The 21,436-nt window shown below is 47.2% G+C and carries 14 protein-coding genes; 3 read left to right on the top strand and 11 right to left on the bottom strand.

Going from position 1 to position 21,436, the window contains the following annotated elements; all coding sequences use genetic code 11:
• Window positions 1-46: 46 nt before the first annotated feature.
• From RIB93_RS17090 to queG, 3 genes are all read right to left on the bottom strand, one after another.
• Complete coding sequence (locus RIB93_RS17090) at window positions 47-3,058, bottom strand: two-partner secretion domain-containing protein (protein WP_446373923.1); 3,012 nt, start codon at window positions 3,056-3,058, stop codon at window positions 47-49.
• 71 nt (window positions 3,059-3,129) lie between these two features.
• A complete protein-coding gene (locus RIB93_RS17085) occupies window positions 3,130-4,260 on the bottom strand; it encodes a hypothetical protein (protein WP_446373922.1) in 1,131 nt (376 codons plus the stop codon).
• Between the two features lie 158 nt (window positions 4,261-4,418).
• On the bottom strand, window positions 4,419-5,375 hold the full coding sequence (queG, locus tag RIB93_RS17080; protein WP_446373921.1) for a tRNA epoxyqueuosine(34) reductase QueG: 957 nt from the start codon (window positions 5,373-5,375) through the stop codon (window positions 4,419-4,421).
• 60 nt (window positions 5,376-5,435) lie between these two features.
• On the opposite strand from queG, the gene RIB93_RS17075 reads away from it, so the two are divergent.
• The gene (locus RIB93_RS17075) at window positions 5,436-5,816 is read left to right on the top strand and encodes a ketosteroid isomerase family protein (RefSeq protein WP_446373920.1); all 381 of its coding nucleotides are present in this window, start codon (window positions 5,436-5,438) and stop codon (window positions 5,814-5,816) included.
• Between the two features lie 38 nt (window positions 5,817-5,854).
• Here RIB93_RS17075 and RIB93_RS17070 read toward each other — a convergent pair whose 3' ends face one another.
• The 7 genes from RIB93_RS17070 to RIB93_RS17040 all read right to left on the bottom strand — a co-directional run bounded on the left by RIB93_RS17070 (window position 5,855) and on the right by RIB93_RS17040 (window position 15,267).
• Window positions 5,855-6,286 (bottom strand): hypothetical protein, encoded by a 432-nt coding sequence (locus tag RIB93_RS17070; RefSeq protein ID WP_446373919.1) that lies wholly within the window; start codon window positions 6,284-6,286, stop codon window positions 5,855-5,857.
• Between the two features lie 277 nt (window positions 6,287-6,563).
• Window positions 6,564-6,989, bottom strand: coding sequence for an ATP-binding protein (locus RIB93_RS17065; RefSeq protein ID WP_044205155.1), 426 nt, complete (start codon window positions 6,987-6,989; stop codon window positions 6,564-6,566).
• Between the two features lie 3 nt (window positions 6,990-6,992).
• Window positions 6,993-8,702, bottom strand: a complete 1,710-nt coding sequence (locus tag RIB93_RS17060) for a SpoIIE family protein phosphatase (RefSeq protein WP_446373918.1) — start codon at window positions 8,700-8,702, stop codon at window positions 6,993-6,995.
• 55 nt (window positions 8,703-8,757) lie between these two features.
• On the bottom strand, window positions 8,758-9,996 hold the full coding sequence (locus tag RIB93_RS17055; protein WP_446373935.1) for an RNA-guided endonuclease InsQ/TnpB family protein: 1,239 nt from the start codon (window positions 9,994-9,996) through the stop codon (window positions 8,758-8,760).
• Window positions 9,997-10,390: 394 nt separating this feature from the next.
• Window positions 10,391-13,387: a DUF3769 domain-containing protein gene (locus RIB93_RS17050; RefSeq protein WP_446373917.1), complete on the bottom strand. Its 2,997-nt coding sequence runs from the start codon at window positions 13,385-13,387 to the stop codon at window positions 10,391-10,393.
• A 120-nt stretch (window positions 13,388-13,507) separates the two neighbouring features.
• A complete protein-coding gene (locus tag RIB93_RS17045; RefSeq protein ID WP_446373916.1) occupies window positions 13,508-13,624 on the bottom strand; it encodes a photosystem II reaction center protein I in 117 nt (38 codons plus the stop codon).
• 437 nt (window positions 13,625-14,061) lie between these two features.
• Window positions 14,062-15,267 carry an RNA-guided endonuclease InsQ/TnpB family protein gene (locus RIB93_RS17040; RefSeq protein WP_446373915.1) on the bottom strand — a complete coding sequence of 402 codons (1,206 nt, stop codon included), beginning with the start codon at window positions 15,265-15,267 and terminating at the stop codon, window positions 14,062-14,064.
• A 184-nt stretch (window positions 15,268-15,451) separates the two neighbouring features.
• Between RIB93_RS17040 and glgP the strand changes: the two genes are divergently transcribed.
• A complete protein-coding gene (gene glgP / locus RIB93_RS17035) occupies window positions 15,452-18,022 on the top strand; it encodes an alpha-glucan family phosphorylase (protein ID WP_446373914.1) in 2,571 nt (856 codons plus the stop codon).
• Between the two features lie 622 nt (window positions 18,023-18,644).
• The gene (locus RIB93_RS17030; RefSeq protein WP_446373913.1) at window positions 18,645-18,782 is read left to right on the top strand and encodes a hypothetical protein; all 138 of its coding nucleotides are present in this window, start codon (window positions 18,645-18,647) and stop codon (window positions 18,780-18,782) included.
• A 109-nt stretch (window positions 18,783-18,891) separates the two neighbouring features.
• Here the strand turns inward: RIB93_RS17030 and RIB93_RS17025 are convergent, their stop codons facing one another.
• Window positions 18,892-21,285, bottom strand: a complete 2,394-nt coding sequence (locus tag RIB93_RS17025) for a CHASE2 domain-containing protein (protein WP_446373912.1) — start codon at window positions 21,283-21,285, stop codon at window positions 18,892-18,894.
• Window positions 21,286-21,436: the final 151 nt, after the last annotated feature.

Raw genomic sequence — 21,436 nt, 5'->3', positions numbered from 1 at the left:
AGAGGGGCGCAGAGGTTTTTTGCTTGATCTGAGATTATACCCAGAATTAAGGTGAACAAGTTTGTGGTGTATATCGAGGACTTTGAGGGAAACTTTCTGGTAAATTAGCTACCAATTCAACTTGACCTTTTTCATTGACAATCCAGCCTTGCGCTTCAATAATTTGAGGTTGAGAATTCGGTCGGGAAAATTGAAAATTGTTTTCCGTCTTAGCCGTAGACCCTGGAGAAGACGCCACCGATAAATTGCGTACATCGGACCACACCGTCTCACTGACAAGGGGTTGAGTCGGGTTAGCGGGTAAGCCACCACGTCCAGTTAGGGCAAAGTAATTTCCTTCATCAGCGGCACAACCAATGGCAATGAGGGTACTGGTATCCGTGAAATTTTCGGGGAAATCAACTAATCCTTGAGAGGGATCAATACCCTGGATAACGATATCTACAATACCACTGAACTCAGGTCCCAATTCAGAGGTGGCTGTAATATCACTTTCTGGTGTCAATTTCTTCCGAAACTCCGTGCCAAAAATACCTTGAGCTATAATAATAACTCGCCCCCCTCGACCTTGTTGAGCATTCGCGGTAATATCGCTATTTTCTAGAGCGACTAAGGTATCGGTCATGATGGTAATATTACCCCCATCTGTATTTCCTGCATCGGTGGTAATCTGACTCTCTTGAATCATCAGCAAGTTTTGGGTTTTTAGGGATAAGTTACCACCTTGACCCGAATCTGTCGCCGCATTAATTGTTCCCTGATTATTCAACTCAATCAAATCGGCGACAATCTCTAATGTCCCCGCATTCCCAGAACCGAGACTATTCACGGCAACTTCTGCCCCATCTCGGATAATAAGTTGACCTGCATTTACCTTTAAAACACCCGCATCCCCCGTGGCTTGCAATGCCGGAAAGTCAGCCCGTCCGGAGGAAGAAACCAAACTACTGGGAATTTCAACGGTGACTCCTCCCCCGGTAGAAATGCCCGTACCGATGAGTTCCAGAGTATCGGAGACATTAACCGTCAATGTGCCTCCATCTCCCGCACTCAGGGTGGTGGTTGAAATATTTGCCCCATTGCGAATGATCATATTTCGGGTGGAGACTTTTGTATCTCCTGCGGGCGCACCACTAAAACTGGTAGTTCCCGGACCACTAATAAACCGACCATCCGGGGATAAACCGTCAATTTCAATCGAATCCGTTGCATTTAAAACCACATCTCCGGCTGGACCGCCTAAGGGAATTAACCCCAATCCGGTTAATGCACCCGTCTGATTTCCCACTTGCGCCCCTTCGCGCATAATCATCCGGCGTGTATTTACAGTGATGTCGCCGCCTGTCCCGGTACCAAAGACACTGTTGGCAAAAATCCCTGTGGGAGCAAGAGCGCCAATGGGCGTACTGTCCATTTGCACAGACTCAGAGGCGTTCACCTGCAAACTTCCACCATCCCCTTGACCAAAAGTAATCGTTTGCAGGAGTCCACCATTTTTCAGGGATAAGCGTTGCGTATTCAAGGTGAGATTCCCTGCATCGCCTGTGGTTCTTTGAAACGCCCCGGTAACAAATGCTGAACCGGATATTTCCACGGATTCAGCAGCGTTAACCAAGACATCTCCCCCTCTCCCTGCACCCCCGGTTGGTGTAGAGGCGATCGCGCCATTCCGCATCACTAACCGATTCGTGTCGATGGTTAAACGACCGGCTGGGGAACTGCTTGCTTGAGTCGCCGCTAAAAGTCCGCCGCCGAAAAATTCGATATCGGAAACTTGGAAGGGGGGTACACCTAACGCTGCTAATTGTTCTGGTGTAGCTAATGCCCTTAAGATAATGTTTTGCTGCAAATTCTCAAATCCAGAACCACTCAGTTCTACAGCCTCTGAAGCCCGAATCGTCAAATCTCCCCCTGTCCCGCCACCAAAGGTTGACGCAGAGACTAAGCCTCTACCCTGCACCCGAAGTTGTCCTGTGTTTATGGTTAAATCTCCCCCTGATCCAGTACCGACTGTATTTGCCTTGATGCTACTGATGGGAAAACCCGTGGGGGAAGCGCCAACCACTTCGATTAACTCAGAAGCGTTTATGGTTAAATTAGCTCCAGGTTGAGATCCTAGAGTAATGGATAAAATTTGTGACCCATCCAGTACAGAAACTTGTTGTCCTTGTACCAGAATCTCACCTCCGCCTGCACCACTTGCATTGACGGTGGCTTGTTCTATCAGTTGAATCGTTCCTAATGTTGAACTTGTAGCGTTCAGGAACGAGGATTGGGGAGAATTGAGGTTCCACTCTCCATCAAAAACAGAACCCAGTTCAATTTTTCCCCCAGGTGCGGTTAGATGACCTGCTTTTAACTCCACATCTCCACCAATTAAGGATAAAGTTTGACCAGGTTGCACCGCTAGACCCACGACTTCATCCCCAATCATGGCGACGGATTGATTGACAATCGTGCCGGGATTGGCTCCAAATTGCAAGCCAATGGGAACGTTAATGGTGAGTAAAGGAGACGGGGGTTGAGGATTTGTGGCGCTGAACTCTAGCCCATTCTTAAAAATAACGCTATCTGCTGTCGTGGCGCGAAATGCACCGGACACGTTTAATTGAGCATTTTCACCAAAAAAGATACCATTGGGATTCAGTAGAATCAGGTTCGCGGCTCCATCGACGCCTAAGGTTCCCAGAATATTCGTTGGACTGTTTTCACCAGTGACGCGAGTGAAAATGGTTTCAATCCCGCCAGGATTAGCGAAATCAACTCGTTGTCCATTTTCCACATTGAATTGTTCAAAGCTGTGGAATAGGTGAGAATCCCGTTGAGCGCCACCTTGAATCAGAATGTCTATTGGGTTATCGCCCGGTGTCAATTCCGACGTTTCACTACCCAAAGTAGCATCAGGAATAATTTGCGCGATCGCAGGCTGAGTTAAAACAATGCCAATCCAGCATCCCAATAGGCTTGTCGCGGTCAATGCCATTCGCAGGACGCTAACGCGATCGAGGCTTTTTTGATTCAGGTTTCGTGCCACCGCTACCTTATATTTACGTAACACTAAACAAGTTATCGCCGCATTTTGCTACGATAGCATCTTCCTTTCGGCAGATGGTAGGACTTATTGCTTGTTTAGAATGTCTGCCCTGTGTAAACAGAGCGAACTTCTCCATTCCGTCGAATAATAGCTTCTCCGTTGTTCACTTCAACTAACATCCAGCCACTTGTGCCAATGGCTTCACCAATGTTAATCCGCTGAGTAATCCCATCAATTTCAAATAAGGCAGCAGAAAGTTGCTCTGACTCTAGCACTCCCACCAGAGTATGGTTGACAGGAGGCGGGGGTGGCGGTGCTGGTGGCGTTGGCGATGCTGATGCTGTAGGTGAAGTCGGAGCAACTGTTGGGGGTGGTGCTGGCGGTGTTTGAGCTGTGACTTGAGGAGGAGGGGGTGTGGGTGTAGGTGGATTAGCAGCCGGTGAAGGCGCTGGGGCTGGCGGAGGTGCGACTGAGGAATTCGCAGGGGGTACAGGGGGTATCCAGGAACTCTGGGGGGGATAAACTGGATAGTATATTCTTTCCAAAATTGTACCCGGTGGATTAGCACCCATGGGACGATTGATCGCACCGGAAGAGTTAGTCGCACCTGGCGGTAGATTAGGATTACCTGTTCCACCACCTGCCATTCCAGCTTGTTGTCTGGCTTCAGCTTTACGGTCAATAGCTTCTAGCGCCTCCAAAGCATACTCTCCAAACTTGTAATCGGCTTCTGAGGGGAGTTGGGTGTCAGTAGACGGTGAGCCAGTAAAGTTGGGCAACCAGGGTGCAAACCGTTGTTTTTGAGTAATCAGTAGCAACAGTGCAGTTAGACCCACTGAAATTAGAGCCATTACCCATAAAAATCTATCCACAGACCAACCAGATTTTTTGGAATGGGAACGGCTACTCTTGGTTCCTTTCGTTTCTGAAGACTGGGTTTCAGACGAGTCTTGGTTCGTCTCAGAGGGATGTTCCACCAAGTCTTGAGTCGGTATCACAGCAGGTGGCGCAGTGATGGGGGGAATCACAATCGACTTTAAAGATACATAGTCTGGCTTAGTCGGTTCAGTTGGTAATTTGCTACTCCCTTCCAAGATGCGGTCAAGATCTGCAAATAAATCATCCATTAACTTATCTGCATCGGCTTCGGCTGACCAAGACTGGAGCGCAGTGGAGGTGGTTGATGGCTTGTTTGCCTTGTCGTGAGTATTGATATCCTGAGACATAATGGCTCGCTCTGATGGCTATAGAATTCTCTATATTAAGATGCTCTAAAGCATTTCCTATCGCTTAGATTAGCAATCAAATTACCGATCTGAGAAAAAATTCTCATCTTTTTATCAAAATTCTGTACGATTTTAAGTCCAATGGCGATATTGTGGGTCTACTTCTGTTGATTGGCTTGGGCATTGCGTCGCCACATCTGAGGTTTGATACGTCGCAACGCTGATGCCGGAAATCGTTGATGCCATTGGTGATCTGAAAGTGTCGCCAGTTCCGCTAAGGTGGGAGCGACATTCCCAGGATAGGGTTCAAAGTCGGCTACATCTGTTGGTTGAGCAAAGCGTTGGTTCCAAGGACAAACATCCTGGCAGATATCACACCCTGCTACCCAACCCTCTAAATGGGGGGTAATGGATGAGGGAAGTTCCTCGGCTCGGTTTTCAATTGTATGATAAGCAATACAACGATTGGCATCTACGACAAAAGGTTTAACAATTGCTCCGGTCGGACAAGCCTCCAGGCAACGGGTACAGGTTCCGCAATGCTGGGTATGGGGAGTATCGGGTGTCAGAGATAAGTTGGTTAAAATTGCCCCTAAAAACACCCAACTCCCATACTCTCGCGTAATTAGATTACCATTTTTTGCGATCCAACCAATTCCAGCACGTTCTGCCCACACTTTATCCTGCACCGGACCGGTGTCTACGTAGTAACGAGCTTTGATTCCTTCTCCTTGGGCTTGTAGCCAGTGGGTCAAGGCTTTGAGTTTTTTGTGCATCACCTTATGATAATCTCGTCCCCAAGCATAACGGGATATCTTCGCGTACTCGTTTCCTTGAGGGCGTTGGTGAGGGGTGTAATAGTTGAGGGCAACGGAAATAACGGATTTAACCCCTGGCATACAGGTATGGATATCTAAGCGGCGCGGATTCTGCATCCAATCCATGTCAGCATGATAGCCCTGAGCCAACCAAGTTTTCAGATGTTGAGTGGCTTGCTCGTCAGCATTCCCGTCTACCGCTGCAATACCACAGTGATGAAATCCGAGCGATCGCGCTTTTTGCTTAATTTGATTGCTTTTGTCATTGGTCCTTTGTCCTTTGTCCTTTGTCATCATAGGCATACTTTGGCAAGTTTCTCTATGATGAATGAAAGTTATCCCGACTAACAACCTGAAATGACTATAGAGGGCATTACCCAGTCCGTGATTTTGCGTTACTTTGAAACAATGAATGCTGGGGATTATGACGCAACCGCCGCATTGTTTACTGATAACGGTGTGATGCAGCCACCGTTTGAGGAACCCATCCAAGGGCAAAAGGCGATCGCAACCTACCTAAAGGCTGAAGCCATTGACATGCAACTATCGCCCAAAACTGGAAGTGTGGAACCCCAAGAAAACGAGGATACTCAAATTCAAGTCAAGGGCAGAGTACAGACACCACTATTTAGTGTCAATGTGGGCTGGATATTTATTCTCAATCCCGAACAAAGGATTAGTTTCGCCAGAATTAAGCTGTTAGCCTCGCCTCAAGAACTCCTCAGCTTAAGACGATGACGAATGACAAATGACAAATGACAAATGACTAATGACAACTAAGCCGCCACTTGTTCCCAGGAACGAGCGAGCAACTGACGCCCCAACTCAATATCTCTAGGCGCACAAAGCCAATCGGGATGAGCTGTCATTAACAAACTTTCTAATGCTTCTTGATCAAACAAATGCCAGACAGCCGCACCATCAATCTTGGTTGCGATCGCGTAGCAATTGGCGCTGATACACTGAATGGTTGAGGTGTTGGCAATTCGCCGCAGTTCCATGCGATCGCCCGATTGAAGACTTCGGAACCGCCATAATATTTGCTTCCATTCCTTGAGTGATGACACCGTTAATCCTGGAATCGCGACCTGGATATCCGGATCTCCATTGATGGTAATCCAATAGTGGCGTGATGGATCAATTCCTTCTAACCATGGAGAATCATCATCCAATCGGTAGCGGGGAGACAAGATAAACGGCTGTGTCATAGGAATGATGGGTTGCACTAAACTTAACAGCTAGCTCTTGGTTTCGGAGGCTCACCAGTCCTCGAAACAAGGGCATCCTTAACAGACAGATAGTCAAGTCGCTCTTTCGGCTTGACTTATTTAAAATCCTATAGATTCAGATATCTATATCAAGTAAATTTAACAAAGCTTATAGATTTAATTAGGATCATGACTGCTTTTGTAATATCTCGTAACAATTTCCGTAGTCTCGGACATTATACTACAGACGTTCCGGAAATGGGATACAATTATCTAATCATTCGTCAGCCTTAGGTAAGCTCGTCTCCATCTTCAGACAATTACGACCATTGATCTGCAAGCGATACTCGACTCGATCCATCAGCTTTTGCATAATCAGCCAACCATATCCGCTTTCCTGTTTCGCCTCTGGAGAGGGTTGATTATAGTTGGTGATGTCATACCCTTTGCCGTGATCCCAAATTTCCAAAGCAATGTCCCGCTCTTTGAGTTCCAAGCGAATCAAAATCGGTAAATTGGGTTGATCTCGATGAGCATGACGCACCACATTGGAATAGGCTTCAACTAACGCCAGTCTTAACCGACTCGATTGATGTTGCCAATCCACTGAATCTCCTAACGCTACTTCCAAACTTCCCAGTAACCAGCTTTCGACAATCGTCAAAAACTTCAAGTCACTTGGTACATGCAGCTCCGTTTTCATCAACTATAGAACCTCCATTGAGAGAATTGTTTGGTCATCTTCCTGAACATTATTCGTCTCCTCGCGGATATGAACTAATAAATGGGGTAAATTAAAGGGAGCTGGCTCATGAAGCAGAAGTTGCCAAAGACCCGATGTCCCCAACATTGAATTCGTCAAGGATTTACTATTTTTAGAGTTTTGAGAATGGGTGTCGTGTTTTACGTCCTTGTCCTTAACCGTTGCTTCTGTAATCCCATCACTGATCAGCAGCACAACATCCCCTGAATGTAACGTCAACGTTCCGGCTTTGGCTTTCCACTCCGGAAGAATACCCAGGGGAATCCCCCGAGTTTGTAGATAATCCGGTTCTACAGTTACAGATGATTCCGGTGCAGATTGTTGCTGAACAACTAAATGATGCGCCCAAACCAACGGATAGATGTGACCCGCATTCGCATAGACAAGCTGTCGCGAGGTTGGCGTATACCGCGCTAGTACCATCGTGATAAAACAGTTAGTACTGAACAGATCATCTGACATAATGCTGTTCAGGTTTCGCATCACTACCTCCGGTTCGGGAGAGATTTCTTGAGCCAATTCTCGGCGCAAGATAGAAATCGCACTTGCCATAAATAAAGCCGCAGGCACTCCCTTTCCCGACACATCACCAACCGCCAGCCAAACATCGCCTTGAGGATGCAGGTAGACTTCAAAAAAATCACCGCCAACTTCTCGTGCGGGATAACAGTGGGCTTGAACTCTGACCCCTTCCACCTCAGGTAAACTTTGGCGCAACAAATTATTTTGAATCTGGCGAGCTACCTCCAATTCAGCCCGCATCTGTTCGGCTTGTAATTGAGTGCGTTGGTAGAGTTTTGCCTGAGAAATGGCTAACGCTGCCTGTTCAGCGACAGCTTCGATGAGTTTAATATCCTCTGACATCCAAGGCTGATCACACTGTTGTTTATAAAGGGATAACACGCCCAATAGCTGTTGTTGCCAGATCAGAGGAACAACTAGATGCACCGAATGATTACCATCACTGAGCTGTTGAATAAGCTGGGTTTTCCAGTTTTCCAACACATTCTGCACAATCGGTTCAACATCAGGTAACGATTCAGAATCTTTTGTTGACTTAGCTTGGTAAGAATATGAGTCTGAAATCAGGTGATTACCATCGACAGGTTGCAGGATACAACTCGTCGCCTCGAAGGTTTGACCAATTGTGGTGACAACGGTTTGCAACATACTGCCATAGTCTAGCGACTCACGAATGGCTGTTGTCACGACATTAAAGAGTTCTTCGCGGCGTAAAGCGCGACTCAGTTCATTAGTTCTTTGTTTGAGAACTCGGTACGTATCGGCTGCTTGTTGAACGATGACTTTCAGACTTTCCGGATTCCAGGGTTTGGTAATATACTTAAAAACTTTGCCGGAGTTAATGGCTTCGACTAAATCTTCAACATCGGTATAGCCCGTTAACAGAATCCGAATTGTATCCGGGAAGCGATCAACTGTTTTCCCTAATAATTCTGTACCATTCATCACGGGCATCCGTTGATCAGAGATAATGATCGCCATTTCTCCCTGTTCATCCAAAATGCTCAGAGCGCTCATCGCCCCATCCGCTTTATAAACCCGAAACTCTCGTCGGAAGGTTCTATATAATAAATCTAAATTGTCAGGCTCATCGTCCACTATCAATAATTTGAGTTTATCTGCCTGACTCATTCTGTGTACTCCGGTCTCTGCTTGAGTTAGAAACAATAAGGTGAACTACTCAGGCTTACTTCGTAGAAGCCTGAGCTTCTGATCTCACAGGGGATTGCGTCAGCTTGGATTTACGCCCAAGCTTCGGTCTCACATCCCCTCCATCAGCAGCAGTCCCAGTCCCTGAGACCGATAAATGTTGCTGAGCCTGTCGAAGCATTCTGATGCCTTCCGCCCTGATATTTGCTGAAGCGTTACCGTCTCTATCGTGGTGAGTGCCACAGCTAGGGCAAGTCCATGACCTAACCTCTAAAGGCATCTCATCAACTTGATAATGGCAGTTTGAGCAGAGTTTTGAGCTAGGGAACCATCGGTCAATTTCCACCAGTACCTTACCTTCTTTTTCGAGCTTGTAAGATAAGAAGTTGACAAACATACCCCAGCCAACATCAGAAATAGATGCAGCTAGTTTGTGGTTACGAACCATGCCTTTGGTATTTAGACTTTCGACTACGATGACTTGGTTTTCGTCAACAAGCTTTCTGGATAGCTTATGCAGGTAGTCTTGACGGACATTACTAACTCGCTCGTGAACCCTAGCCACCAGTTTCCTGGCTTTATCTGTTGACTTGCTTCCCTTCTCCTTTCTATCTAATTTCCGTTGCTTCCGCTTGAGGTTGCGCTCATGTTTGGCTAGGTGCTTAGGGTTGGCAAACTTAGAGGTCTTGACCCCATCGTTAACAATGGCAAAATCCTTCAGCCCTAGATCAATCCCAGCTACTTTGCCATCGGTGCTAACAGGTGGGTTATCCCCTTCTACCTCGGTCAAGACGGACGCAAAATACTTCCCTGATGGCGTCATGCTCACCGTTACCGTCTTGATTGTTCCTTCTATGGGTCGGTGTAATTTAGCCTTGACTACGCCAACGCGACCCGGAAATTTGAGGCAATCACCTGCAACCTCGACTGATTGAGGATACTGTATGGACTGCCTATTCTTTTTAGCCTTGAACCTTGGGTATTTGGCTCTACCATCGAAAAAGTTCTTATAGGCAGTCACCAGATTGAGCGTAGTAGCCTGTAACACCTGAGAATAACACCCAGATAACCAGAACGTTTCTTCCTGTCTCTTTAGTTTAGGTAAAAGTGCATTCAATGCAGAACGGTTCAAGCCTTTGCCCGTTAACTGGTAGGTTTCAATGCACAAATTAAGCGCATAATTCCACCACCAACGGCTACAGCCAAAGTGTTGAGCTAGTATCACTTGTTGTTCAGTTGTCGGGTATAGCCTCACTTTGACGGCTTGATGTCGCATTGTTTTCACCTTTTCTTACCAGAATATACTATTTAAGGTAAGCTTCTCCGGAAGATTGGAAATTATTTTTGCTAATAAAATTTATCATCATACCATATCTATTTTTTCAGGGGAAGAAATCAGCCATTGATTTTACCAAGAGTCCGCGCTCTGCACCGAGCCAGCTATTGAGATTGCCTTTTTTCCCTAGCTTAACCTTCTTCTGGGGCAATGGGGTTGCTACTCAGATGGGGGAGCTAGGGGAGCTAGGGGAGCTGGGGGAGCGGGGGGAGCGGGGGAAGTTAACTCAAAACTCTACCTTACCTATTGCCTATTGCCTATTGCCTATTGCCTATTCCCTATTGCCTATTGCCTATTCCCTATTCCCTGACAAATGACGAATGACAAATGACCTTTAGCGAGTTACCCCCTGTACGACTGGGCGAATGGCAGAACCGTCAAACAGTCCTGGGTTTCCATTCCAATTAAAATCATTAATTCGTAAGCTAATTGAACCTAACTCCTGAACTGGATTGTAGCGTAGGAGAATACTGTACGTGCGACGGCTGTACTCCAAGAATAAATCCGTACTGATTTCCTCACCCGTGTCCAAATTGAAAGAGGTCTGAAAACCAGCCAGAAACGGACCGTAGATTTGTTGGGTGATGCCAGCAGAAAGCACAATTCTATCAGCCACTCGGTCAAACCGAAATGGGGATAAGTTACCCCGTGCAACCTGAGTGTAGCTGAGGTTAAATCGAGTGTAGTCGAGATAGGGTCGGGAAAAATGCCCAAGCTGACCTACAAGCCCAACTGTACCACTGAGGGATTCCTGGGTATCGCCACTACTATAGGCGCTAGCCACCCCGGTGACTACTCCCCGCACTGCCAAAAAAGGAACTACAGGTCTGGGTGTATATCGTAATCCTTCGGTGGGAGTTAAGGGCAAAGCCTCACCTCGCCAGAGTGTGAAACTTCGGCTCAACGATGCACTGGCTTGATAGCGCGTCAAGTCGATGCGGTTATTCTCTCGTGGAGGGGGAGGTAGCAAGTCTTGTCGATCTGTCCTAGCGTTAATTGCCTGAATCCCTGCTTGATAGGTAAGATTGATCCCTGTGTCCCCTAAGCGAATTACTGGGGATGTGATCACCGCTCCCAGACTCTGCTGCACGGTTTGAAAGCCCAAGGAACCATTAAACAGGCGATCGCGAAAGCTATATTCCAGATTCAAGTTATGGGGTAAACCCGTACCGATAACCTGTTGGAGTCTCACACTGGCTCTGAGTTCTTCGTCCAATTCATTGGGATCAAGGCTGGTGAAGGTGGCTGAAGCCCGTAGGGTGGTTCGGGGGGTGAAGGTGGCATCTAGTCGGGCTTTGAGACCGAAGGAGGAGGGGTTTAAAAGACCATTATCATCTTTGTCTGCGGTATTGGGGTTTCTTTCACCAAGGACGGCTCTCTGGAGAAAGTATTGGGGGGTGACTTTAAATCGTACCCCTGGAGTATTGACAATATTAAAGGATCGCTCAATAAATAAACCGCCACGATCATCATCATCGAAGCCAAACTGAAGTAAACCCGGTTCCCGTTCCCGACGATCAATTACCACCCGATTGCGAAATGTGGGTACGGATAACCCTTGGTCAAATACCAACCGGGGACGAGTAGCAACGATTTCATCTACTAAGGGCGAAATCCGGCGAAATCGAGCTGTTTGTGCTCGTAATTCTAGTTCAGGTGGGGAAAAGGGGTCATTGGTGATCCGCACATTTTGAGCGATCGCTTCTGAACCTTCAAAGTCAATGCGATCGGCTTCATAGCGGAATCGGTTGATTGTTCCTGCAGCCTGTGGCGCACCCGAAACGACATTCGAGAAATTTCCCGTAGTGGTTGTGCCGAAGCTTCCGCCGAGAAAGAAGGAGTAAAAACCTGGATTGGTTATATCTTGCAGGGGTTGATTGCTGAGAACGCGATCGCTAATTGGTCGTTGTTCTTCGGGAGCATTCGGATCAGCAGGAGACGGTAAAATTGTCAAATCTGAACCTGATGTTGGGACATATAATTCCCCACTGGCATCAAAAATTACGCCGCTATCCTGGACAAAGGAATACTCAAAGCGTTGACCTCGTAACACTTGTTCCCCTCGCGTCAACACCACATTATCCTCCGCCACCAAAATCCGATTCGGTAGGTTAACTTGGACGCGATCCGCTTCCAGCAAAGCGCCGCGAAACCGCAACAGGACATCGCCTTGGGCGGTAATTACCTGTCGTTGTTGATCATATTCCTGTTGATCGGCGGTGAGTTCCAGCACCCCTGTGATCGGACCGGGAGCCGCAGGTTCAGTATCTTCTGAGGCGGAAGCATCAGGGGTTGGCTCGGAGGTTTGCGATCGCGGCTGTCGCTGATGAAGATCCGGTGCAGGGACTATCGCTGGGTTAGGTAATGTTGGAGGATCGGATGGGGGAGGTGTAAATTCAAACTCTCTCATCTCACCTCCCCGCTCTTGAGTGATGATACGTTCAACGTTTGAGAGTTCCAGGGTTACGGCAGAGAAACCTACCGGGTTCGCATTCGTTGTCTCAGAGGTTAAGTTCGTGCTCAAAGCATCGGAATCAATCCTTTCTGCCCTCTGCCTTCTGCCTTCTGCCTTATAACTCTCTTCGGCTTTTCTTTGGTCATTAGTCCTTGGTTGTTGACCTATAGTCAATGACGGATCTAGTGTAGTTGAGATCGGGTCAGACTGGGCATTTGCCGTTTGACTTGTGCAACAGGGCTGCAAATCTGCCGCCGTTCCCATCTCTTCTGCTAGCTTGCTCCCAGACGTGCCATGGCACGTCTCTACATTGCTCCTCTGCTCGCCTGCTGGTTCGCAGGTGGTGACCAACTTTTGTTGAGGTGGATTAGCCGTATTTATTGAGCGGTGAGCAGGTATCTTATCCTGTGCGTCTAAAAAGTCCTCATGTCCTTTTACCTCATTTCCTTGAAGCCTTTGACTGGGAGCCTCTGCATTGTTTCCACTTAACTTTGAGGATTCCACCGGACTTGATATTGGGGGTGGCGGCGTGCGATCGCGGGAGTCTCCGGTGCGGTTTGACGGCAAATCATGAGCCGCTAAACTCGTCTTGGCATCTCTGCTCTGTGACACCTCTGTTCCTGGGTTCTCTTGGGCAGAATAACGGGCAGAAACTGACCGTCCTAGCCGGGCAGCCTGTGAAGATGCTATATCTGATGAAAACTCTGGCGGTAACGTTTCGGGTGGGGTTGGTGTCGCCAATCCCTTTGGCGTTTGCTGGGGGAGGCGAGTCGGTACTGAACTCAGACGAGAGGACGAAAGGGGAGCAACCGCGTCCTCAGTCGTTAACGATTGAATAATGGCAGGAGTTTCAGGCGGCTGAACGGGTTGGGGCATTTTTCAACAATAACGGTCGAAGGAACAAATCCGAAGCGTATCCCCTTACCGCGCCTAATCACAGTGGGGCGAGATACGCCTCGCCCCTTTGCAAAACTCAGGGATGAAGCAAAGTATAATTTACTCCAAATCCCGTCGCTTGGGGTTACGAGCCGGATCGTTTGACAGGAAGCCAAACACAAATAAGGCAACGAAAATACCAACAACGATATAGACCACAATCTTGAGTGTCAGCATCTTGAATATCTCCCAGAGGTATGAATCATCGAATTGGCGATTGTGTTGCGTTTTGCAACAACTTTTCTAATCATACCCAATGGTGGTCTCCTTGTTGATAGGCAAAGTCTACTCACGCTCAGGATGAAGGTACGATACCCAACAGGGTTTGAGTTTAGATCCTCATAGATATCAGACTTTTTTCCTCAACGGCGAGTTCCAAGACGCGCCAAGGCACGTCTCTATAAGCTTTTGAGCGTAAATAGACCTTGAAGCAATGGATGCTTCTCAACCCGTTGCCGATGGCACTTTAGCGTTAAACTAACACCGATGAACCCAAGTCTGTTCCGAAAACAGTATTAAAAGTCTCATCCTTTGTTTGACACTCCCCCGCTTGAAAGACGGGGGATTCTTCGTTCATCCAATCACCAAGCGAGTATTGACTTTCATCAATACTGCTATAGGGCGAGTTGTCCCGAAGCGTTTATCCAGTCTTTTTGGAATGTTCCTGTATGCCCTACAGTACGAAGTGCTTCCTTGAGTATGTTAATTGCTGCGTTCCAGTCACGGTCTAAAACACATCCACACTTACATTTATGTGTTCGAGTTGAGAGTGTTTTTTTCACAACACAACCGCAGTTGGAACAATGCTGGGAGGTGTAGTGTGGTTTAACCGCAACCGTCGCTACACCGAATACTTTGCCAAAATACTCAAGCCAGCACCTAAACTCTGACCAAGCCGCATCTGAAATCGACTTCGCCAGGTGATGATTTTTGACCATATTCCGCACTTGCAAGTCCTCATAAGCTACCAAGTCGTTAGACCGGACTACGCACAATGCAGTCTTTACCGCAAAGTCTTTACGCTGCCTACTGACTTTTAAATGCTTTTTGGCTAGCTTCCGCTTAGCCTTCTTGTAGTTATTAGACTGTGGTTGCCCCGTTCGGCTGACGCTCACGGCGTCAGCCTTCTTAAACTTCCTAGATACCCGCTTCTGGAGACGTTTTAGTTGCCTTTCTGACTTCCTCAGAAATCTCGGATTATCAACCGTTTGACCCTTTGAGTCGGTATAGAAGTGGTTTAACCCAACATCTAATCCTACAGTATTGCCCGTTGGCTTTTTATCTTCAGTCCTGTCATGGTCTATACAAAACTGAGCATAATAGCCATCGGCGCGGCGCACTACCCTAACTCTTTTAATCTGGTTGAGTTGGTAGTCGTCTAAGTAGCGAGTCCCGTAGAGCTTGAACTCTCCCGCCTTGAACCCGTCAGTAAATGTGATGTGGTCACGATTCTCTGACAGCTTCCAACCTGATGTTTTGTACTCTACAGAACCATGTAATGGACGATTCTTTTTGTACTTGGGATAACCTTTTTTGCCCGGAATTTTCTTTTTACAGTTGTCAAAGAATCTGGCAATACTAGCCCAAGTCCGTTCCGCCATGGCTTGTCGGGCTTGAGAGTTTAATTTTCCCGCCCAAGGGAATTCTTTATTTTTGCCCAGGACTGCACAATACTTAGATAAGTCATTGCGACTCTTAGCATGACCGTCTTCCCAATATCGGAGGCAAGCATTACGGATAAACAGACCAGTGCGGATGGCTTCATCAAGCCTTCTATATTGGTACTCTTTACCTTTTAGCTTCCCTTCGTAGACAATCATTTTATCGCTTTAAGCTCGTGATAAGATTTTAGCACAAGGTTGGTGAGCGGCGTCGAAGCAAGATCGTTAACACTCGCAACTAAAGTTGCAACGGCTGAACGCCTTGCTTGGTTTCATTCCTCGGATAAATCACGAGGGAGCCTGCACCATCGCTTTGCTGTAAAACTTAGAATTTTGTCGCTCTATGCAGCCTATTCGCACTTTTAACGTTTCTCCCGCTTTGCCAGAAGCCCTGGAACCCTTACGCAAGCTGGCATATAACCTGCATTGGGACTGGAATGTGGAGACAAAAGACTTGTTCCGACGCCTAGACCGTAAACTCTGGGAATCCACTCGCCATAATCCCGTTTTGATGTTGGGGATGATTAGCCAAGCCCGTCTGGAACAAGTGGCTGAAGATGATGGGTTTCTGGCACAAATGGAACGAGCATCTCGACAGTTAGACGACTACCTCAAGGAACGGACATGGTATCGTAAACATCGTGGCAACAGCGATGAAAAGGAATGCTATGCCTACTTCTGTGCCGAGTATGGGTTAGTCGATTGTCTGCCCATATATTCCGGTGGTTTGGGTGTTCTGGCTGGCGATCATCTCAAATCTGCCTCTGACCTGGGTTTGCCTTTAGTGGCAGTCGGTTTACTTTATCAAGAAGGATATTGCGCCCAATACCTGAATGCAGATGGTTGGCAACAAGAGCGCTATCCCATTAATGACTTTTACAATATGCCGCTGCACTTAGAGCGCCATGAGGATGGTTCACAAGTGCGGATTGCCGTCGAATATCCAGGTCGTACTGTTTATGCTCGCGTCTGGCGCGTGCAAGTGGGAACGGTTTCCTTGTATCTGCTGGATACCAACATTGAACCCAATAATCCCTACGACCAAGATATCACCGATAGACTTTATGGGGGTGATCTGGATATGCGGATTCACCAAGAGATGATGTTAGGGATTGGTGGGATTAGAGCCTTAAAAGCCTTGGGATACAAGGTCAACGTTTATCACCTCAACGAAGGTCACTCCGCCTTTTTAATTCTGGAACGCATCCGTCGATATATCGAGGAAGAAGGGTTAAGCTTTACCGAAGCCAAACAATTGGCTCAGTCAACCCAACTATTCACCACCCATACGCCTGTCTCGGCGGGATTTGACCTATTTCCTCCCGATAAGGCAATGTACTATGTGGGTCATTATGCGAATATCTTTGGCTTGTCGCGGGAAGAATTTCTGGGGTTGGGACGAGAAGATACGGGAAATTTGGAATCCCCCTTTAGCATGGCAGCATTAGCCATTAAAACCTCTAGCTTTATTAATGGTGTCAGCCGATTGCATGGGGACGTGTCGCGGAAGATGTTCCATGGACTGTGGTCTGATCTGCCTCTCGATGAAGTCCCGATTACCTCGATTACGAATGGTGTCCATGCTCGCAGCGTCGTGGCAAAGGCAAACCAGGAACTGTATGATCGCTACCTGGGTCCGAACTGGTCAAGCCGCAAGGCAGAAGATCCCTTGTGGGATCGGGTTGCTTCTATTCCGGATGAGGAGTTGTGGCGCAATCACCAAGCTTGTCGGTCTCAAATGGTTATGTCTGTACGGGAACGCTTACAGTACCATTTGCGCGATCGCGGCGCTACCCCTGCCGAAATTGATCGGGCGCGTGAGGTTTTAGATCCCAGCATTTTGACCATTGGCTTTGCCCGTCGGTTTGCGACTTATAAGCGGGCAAACTTATTCCTACGAGATCTGGATCGAATTAAAAAAATTATCCAAGGCGATAAAGAACGAAAACGAAAAGTTCAGTTTGTCATTTCAGGTAAAGCCCATCCCAAAGACATGCCAGGGAAAGATTTCATCCGCAAGATTATTCATACGATTCGCGAAGCGGGATTGGATAACTCTGTCGTCTTTGTTCCCAACTATGACATTCACATCGCCCGACTGATGGTATCAGGTTGTGATATCTGGTTAAACACTCCCCGTCGTCCCCGTGAGGCATCGGGAACCTCTGGGATGAAGGGTTCCATGAATGGTCTGATGAATGTCAGTATCCTTGATGGATGGTGGGACGAAGCCGATTACGTGCGAACCGGTTGGCCCATCGGTCACGGGGAAGAATACGATAATCCTGAGTACGAAGATGAGATAGAAGCCAACGCCCTTTACGACTTATTGGAACAGGAAATTGTCCCCTTGTTCTATGATCGCGACAATGAAGGATTACCCCGTGGATGGATTGCCAAGATGAAAGATACGATCCGACTCAACTGTCCTACCTTTAATACTGCTCGTATGCTCCGAGATTATGCGATGCGGGGTTATTTCCCAGCCAGCGAACGCTACAAGGCGATGACGAGCGAAGGTTACCAACCAGTGAAAGAACTCGCTCAGTGGAAGCAACACTTATTTGAACAGTGGTACAGGATTAAAGTTGAAGACATTGACATTGGTGCTCCCAGTGATCTCATGGTCAATCAATCGGTTGCGGTGAAAAGCCGCATCAACCTAGCTGGACTAACGGCTGATGATGTCCAAGTCGAACTCTACCAAGGTTCAGTCAATGCCGATGGGCAAATTGTTAATGGCGTACCCGTGGTGATGGATTACCAGGGAACTGACGAACACAATATCAGTATTTATACGGCTGATATCAGTTATAGTGCCAGTGGCTTACAAGGTTTGTCTCTCCGGGTCTTTCCCAAACACAAACATCTTTCTAGTCTCTATGAACCCGGCTTAGTTCTCTGGGCTTCTTAGTCTGTCATTTGTCATTTGTAAGGGTTTGAGGCTGATTGGCATCACTTCATCCTAATCCACCCCTGTCGGGGCGCAGGTTGGGCGCCCCGACAACCAACGGTACATTGAACATACATAATGGATGTGCGATCGCATTGGCGATAATCCACCAGCCAAACGGTACAATCACCACCTGACTGAGATAAGGAAAACTTTTCGTCTTTACGCTTCGGTTTTAATCATTTAACGTTCATCAAATTTAACAGGGCAGAAAACTTCATGGGTCAATCCTGATTTGATCGGGGTTTGAGATTGTAGTACAATGTTAACTTAATTCTGTATTGTGTCTATTTTATTGCTAATTTTCAAGATCAAACACTTCAAACCCTTGATAAGCCGTTGATATTGTCCCGCCTAACCTCGACAAACTGGAACCACTACAAGCATCTTACATGACTTAATTTGCTCGACTCAGACCGAGGCAAATTTGACAAAAAAGCCATTTTATGTGTGTTGGGTTTAATCAAAAAGGGACAACGGGTGGAAAAGGGTGGAATAGGAAGGAAAAGAAGCAGGAATTAGAGGAAGCGCGATCGCCTTTTATCAAAGGGCACAGAAACTCGATCCAACCTTAAAAATCACTGTGGCTTCTTGGAACGCTTTATGCTGGAATGGCAGTCTGAATGGGTATGCCAATGATGTGATGTTTGCTTGTGAAAATGCCGTCAGTATGCCTGGAAGTGATAAGATACCCAATCCGGGTTACCTACCCCCGTTATAACCCAGTCCGCGCAGGCGGACTTTGCTTGTGTAGCAGCGATTTCAATCGCCTCCTCTTGCCTCTTCACTTCGCTCTCCAATGACATAATAGAACGCAACTTGCTCTAAGATTAAGATGACAAGGTACTTAAATCCTCTAACACTTTTGTCACAGACTGATATCGATCCAGGAAGTAGTAGCGCACCATTTTTTCTAATATTTCACCGAATTCGTCACTCACATTTGCCAAATGACGCCAGCTAATTTCCCCTGTCTCTGAATCCAGGACTAACTGGTGAGGAGGAATGCCCGTTAAAGCTTGAATCCCAATCACCCCAACCGCATAAATATCGCTACTCAGAGTCGGATGTCCAGCGTATTGTTCTGACGGTGCATAGCCACGAGTACCAACCGCCACCGTATTATGTTCCTGGGTATCATGTTCCTGATCCAGTTTTTGTTGAGGTTGAATCTGTTTGACTGCCCCAAAATCAATTAACACCAATTGACCATCGGTTTGGCGACGAATAATGTTACTGGGTTTGATATCCCGGTGAATAACATTATGTTCATGGATAAACACCATAATTTCTAAGAGACCTTTGATTAACTTGACCACTTGCTCTTCTGGCATTCGCTTATCTACAGGTAACTCGTCGCTGAGTGAATCTCCTTTAATGTATTCTTCGACAAGATAGAATTCCCGACTTTCTTCAAAATATGCCAGCAACTGGGGAATGTGAGGATGTCTGCCCAACTTTTCTAATATTTCTGCTTCTGTATGAAAGAGGCGTCTGGCAATGGCAAGAAATCGTTCATCGCGACGGGCTGGTTTTAAATGCTTGACCACACATTTGGGTTTACCCGGTCTGTGGCTATCTTCAGCTAAATAGGTGAGACCAAATCCCCCAGAACCAAGAACCCGATTAATCTTATAGCGTCCGGCTAAAAGGTTGGGATTGTCAGATGGTTTAACCGTTGGCGCAGGTTGGCTCACAGCTGCATCAGGCGTCCAAATTGCCGTTTCTCCATCCCCATCCTGCTGCGATGGGGCAATAGCCGTTTCTTCACTTAGGGTTACCTCTTGCTGTTCTGCAATCAGAGTCTGATCGTTATCTTCATCCTCCTGAGTAGTGAGCGGAACTCTAGTGCTATCCTGCAACATCCCCTGAAGGGCAATGAGATTATTTTCCTGTTCTTGGAGTAGACGGGCAAAATGGGCGCGTTCTTGCTGATTTTGGTAAGCGCTATAAGCCAAGACCCCTGTAGATGACATCACCAGTCCCACGACGGGTGTCATCACGGGTATCCAACCTGCCTCCAGAAACACGATCAAGGATATACTGCCCAAAAGACCAATCGCTACAGTCTCAGCCAGCAGCAGTTGCCGGATATTGTGGGTGATGGCTATCAGGATAGCGCCCGTCAATGACCAAACCCCGATCCAGACCACTTCTCCCCACTCAGGGATAAACCAAAACAGCTTGCGTCCATTGAGAACGGTACTGAGCAGTTGACTGACAATTTGACCATGAACAACCACTCCCGGCATTTTTTGCAGGACTTCCCCTTCGGAACTGTAGGGTGTGTAGAACAGATCATTTTCTGCCGGATCAGAAATCCCAATCAGGACGATGCGGTCTTTGACTAAGCTCGGCTCAAGACGATCTTCGAGAACATCTGTCAGGGTCACACTATCGGCGAGTTTGTCCTCAGAGCGGTAATTCAATAAAAGTTGATAGCCACCTGCATCCGCCTTTTGATACCCTCCTGACTTGGGCTTTAGGGGTTTGAAAACCACATCTCCCCATTTGAGATACTCTTGTTCGTCTTGGGTAATCGTTTGTGGTTCAATTCCTTTTTGTTCGAGGTAGTACCGGGCTAACTGAAAGCTAAAGGAAAGGCGGGTGCTACAACCTTCAGGAATTTCGGCATTGTGAAACAACAACGCCCGACGCACAACACCCCCTTCATCGATCGCTAAATCCGCAAAGCCAACCTGCTCCTGAGGCACAGCTTTCGGTGGGGGAGTCCCTCGCTTGGTTTCGTTTCCTAGCCGACAAATAGGGATGAGATTATCGCTATTGTTAAAGAGTTGGGTTAATTCAGCGTTACCCGGAGGTATGGGAATATCCCGATACATATCCAAACCAACCACCGTCGGTTGATATTGCTGTAGCTTTTGCAGTAGCTGCGTCATCAGCGCATCAGTCATGGGCCACTGCTCTAGGGATTCAATATCCTGCTCCGTCACCTCAACTACCAACAGGCGTGGGTCAGGAGGTAAACTCGGTCGCAACTGCATCAACCGATCATAAGCATAAAGCTCCAATGGCTCCAAAAGCGCTAACTGGCGAGTCCCCAGCAACACACCTGTAACCGCCAAACTGGTTAGCAAGGCTGGATTTTTCCAGGTCAAACTACCAATGCGTTTAAGACGCGACCACAAGGCAGAGAGCTTTGACCCTTCGCCACCCTCGTAGGGAACCTGGTTTTGAGATAACTCCCCACTAGTTTCCTTCACGTATCTGATTACTCACAACTAACACCTTAACGCTAGCAAGAATTTCCCTGAATTGTAGCCAACATCAACATAGAATTCAGTAGACACTGGTCTCTATTATGACTCAATGTGGGTTGAACAATAATTCTCTGATTAGCGATAAATAAGGTGG

The sequence above is a fragment of the Coleofasciculus sp. D1-CHI-01 genome (assembly GCF_040218875.1).
Lineage (GTDB): Bacteria > Cyanobacteriota > Cyanobacteriia > Cyanobacteriales > Coleofasciculaceae > Coleofasciculus.
The sequence above is the reverse complement of the archived record's forward strand: the minus strand, read 5'-3'. Positions and strand labels throughout refer to the sequence as shown.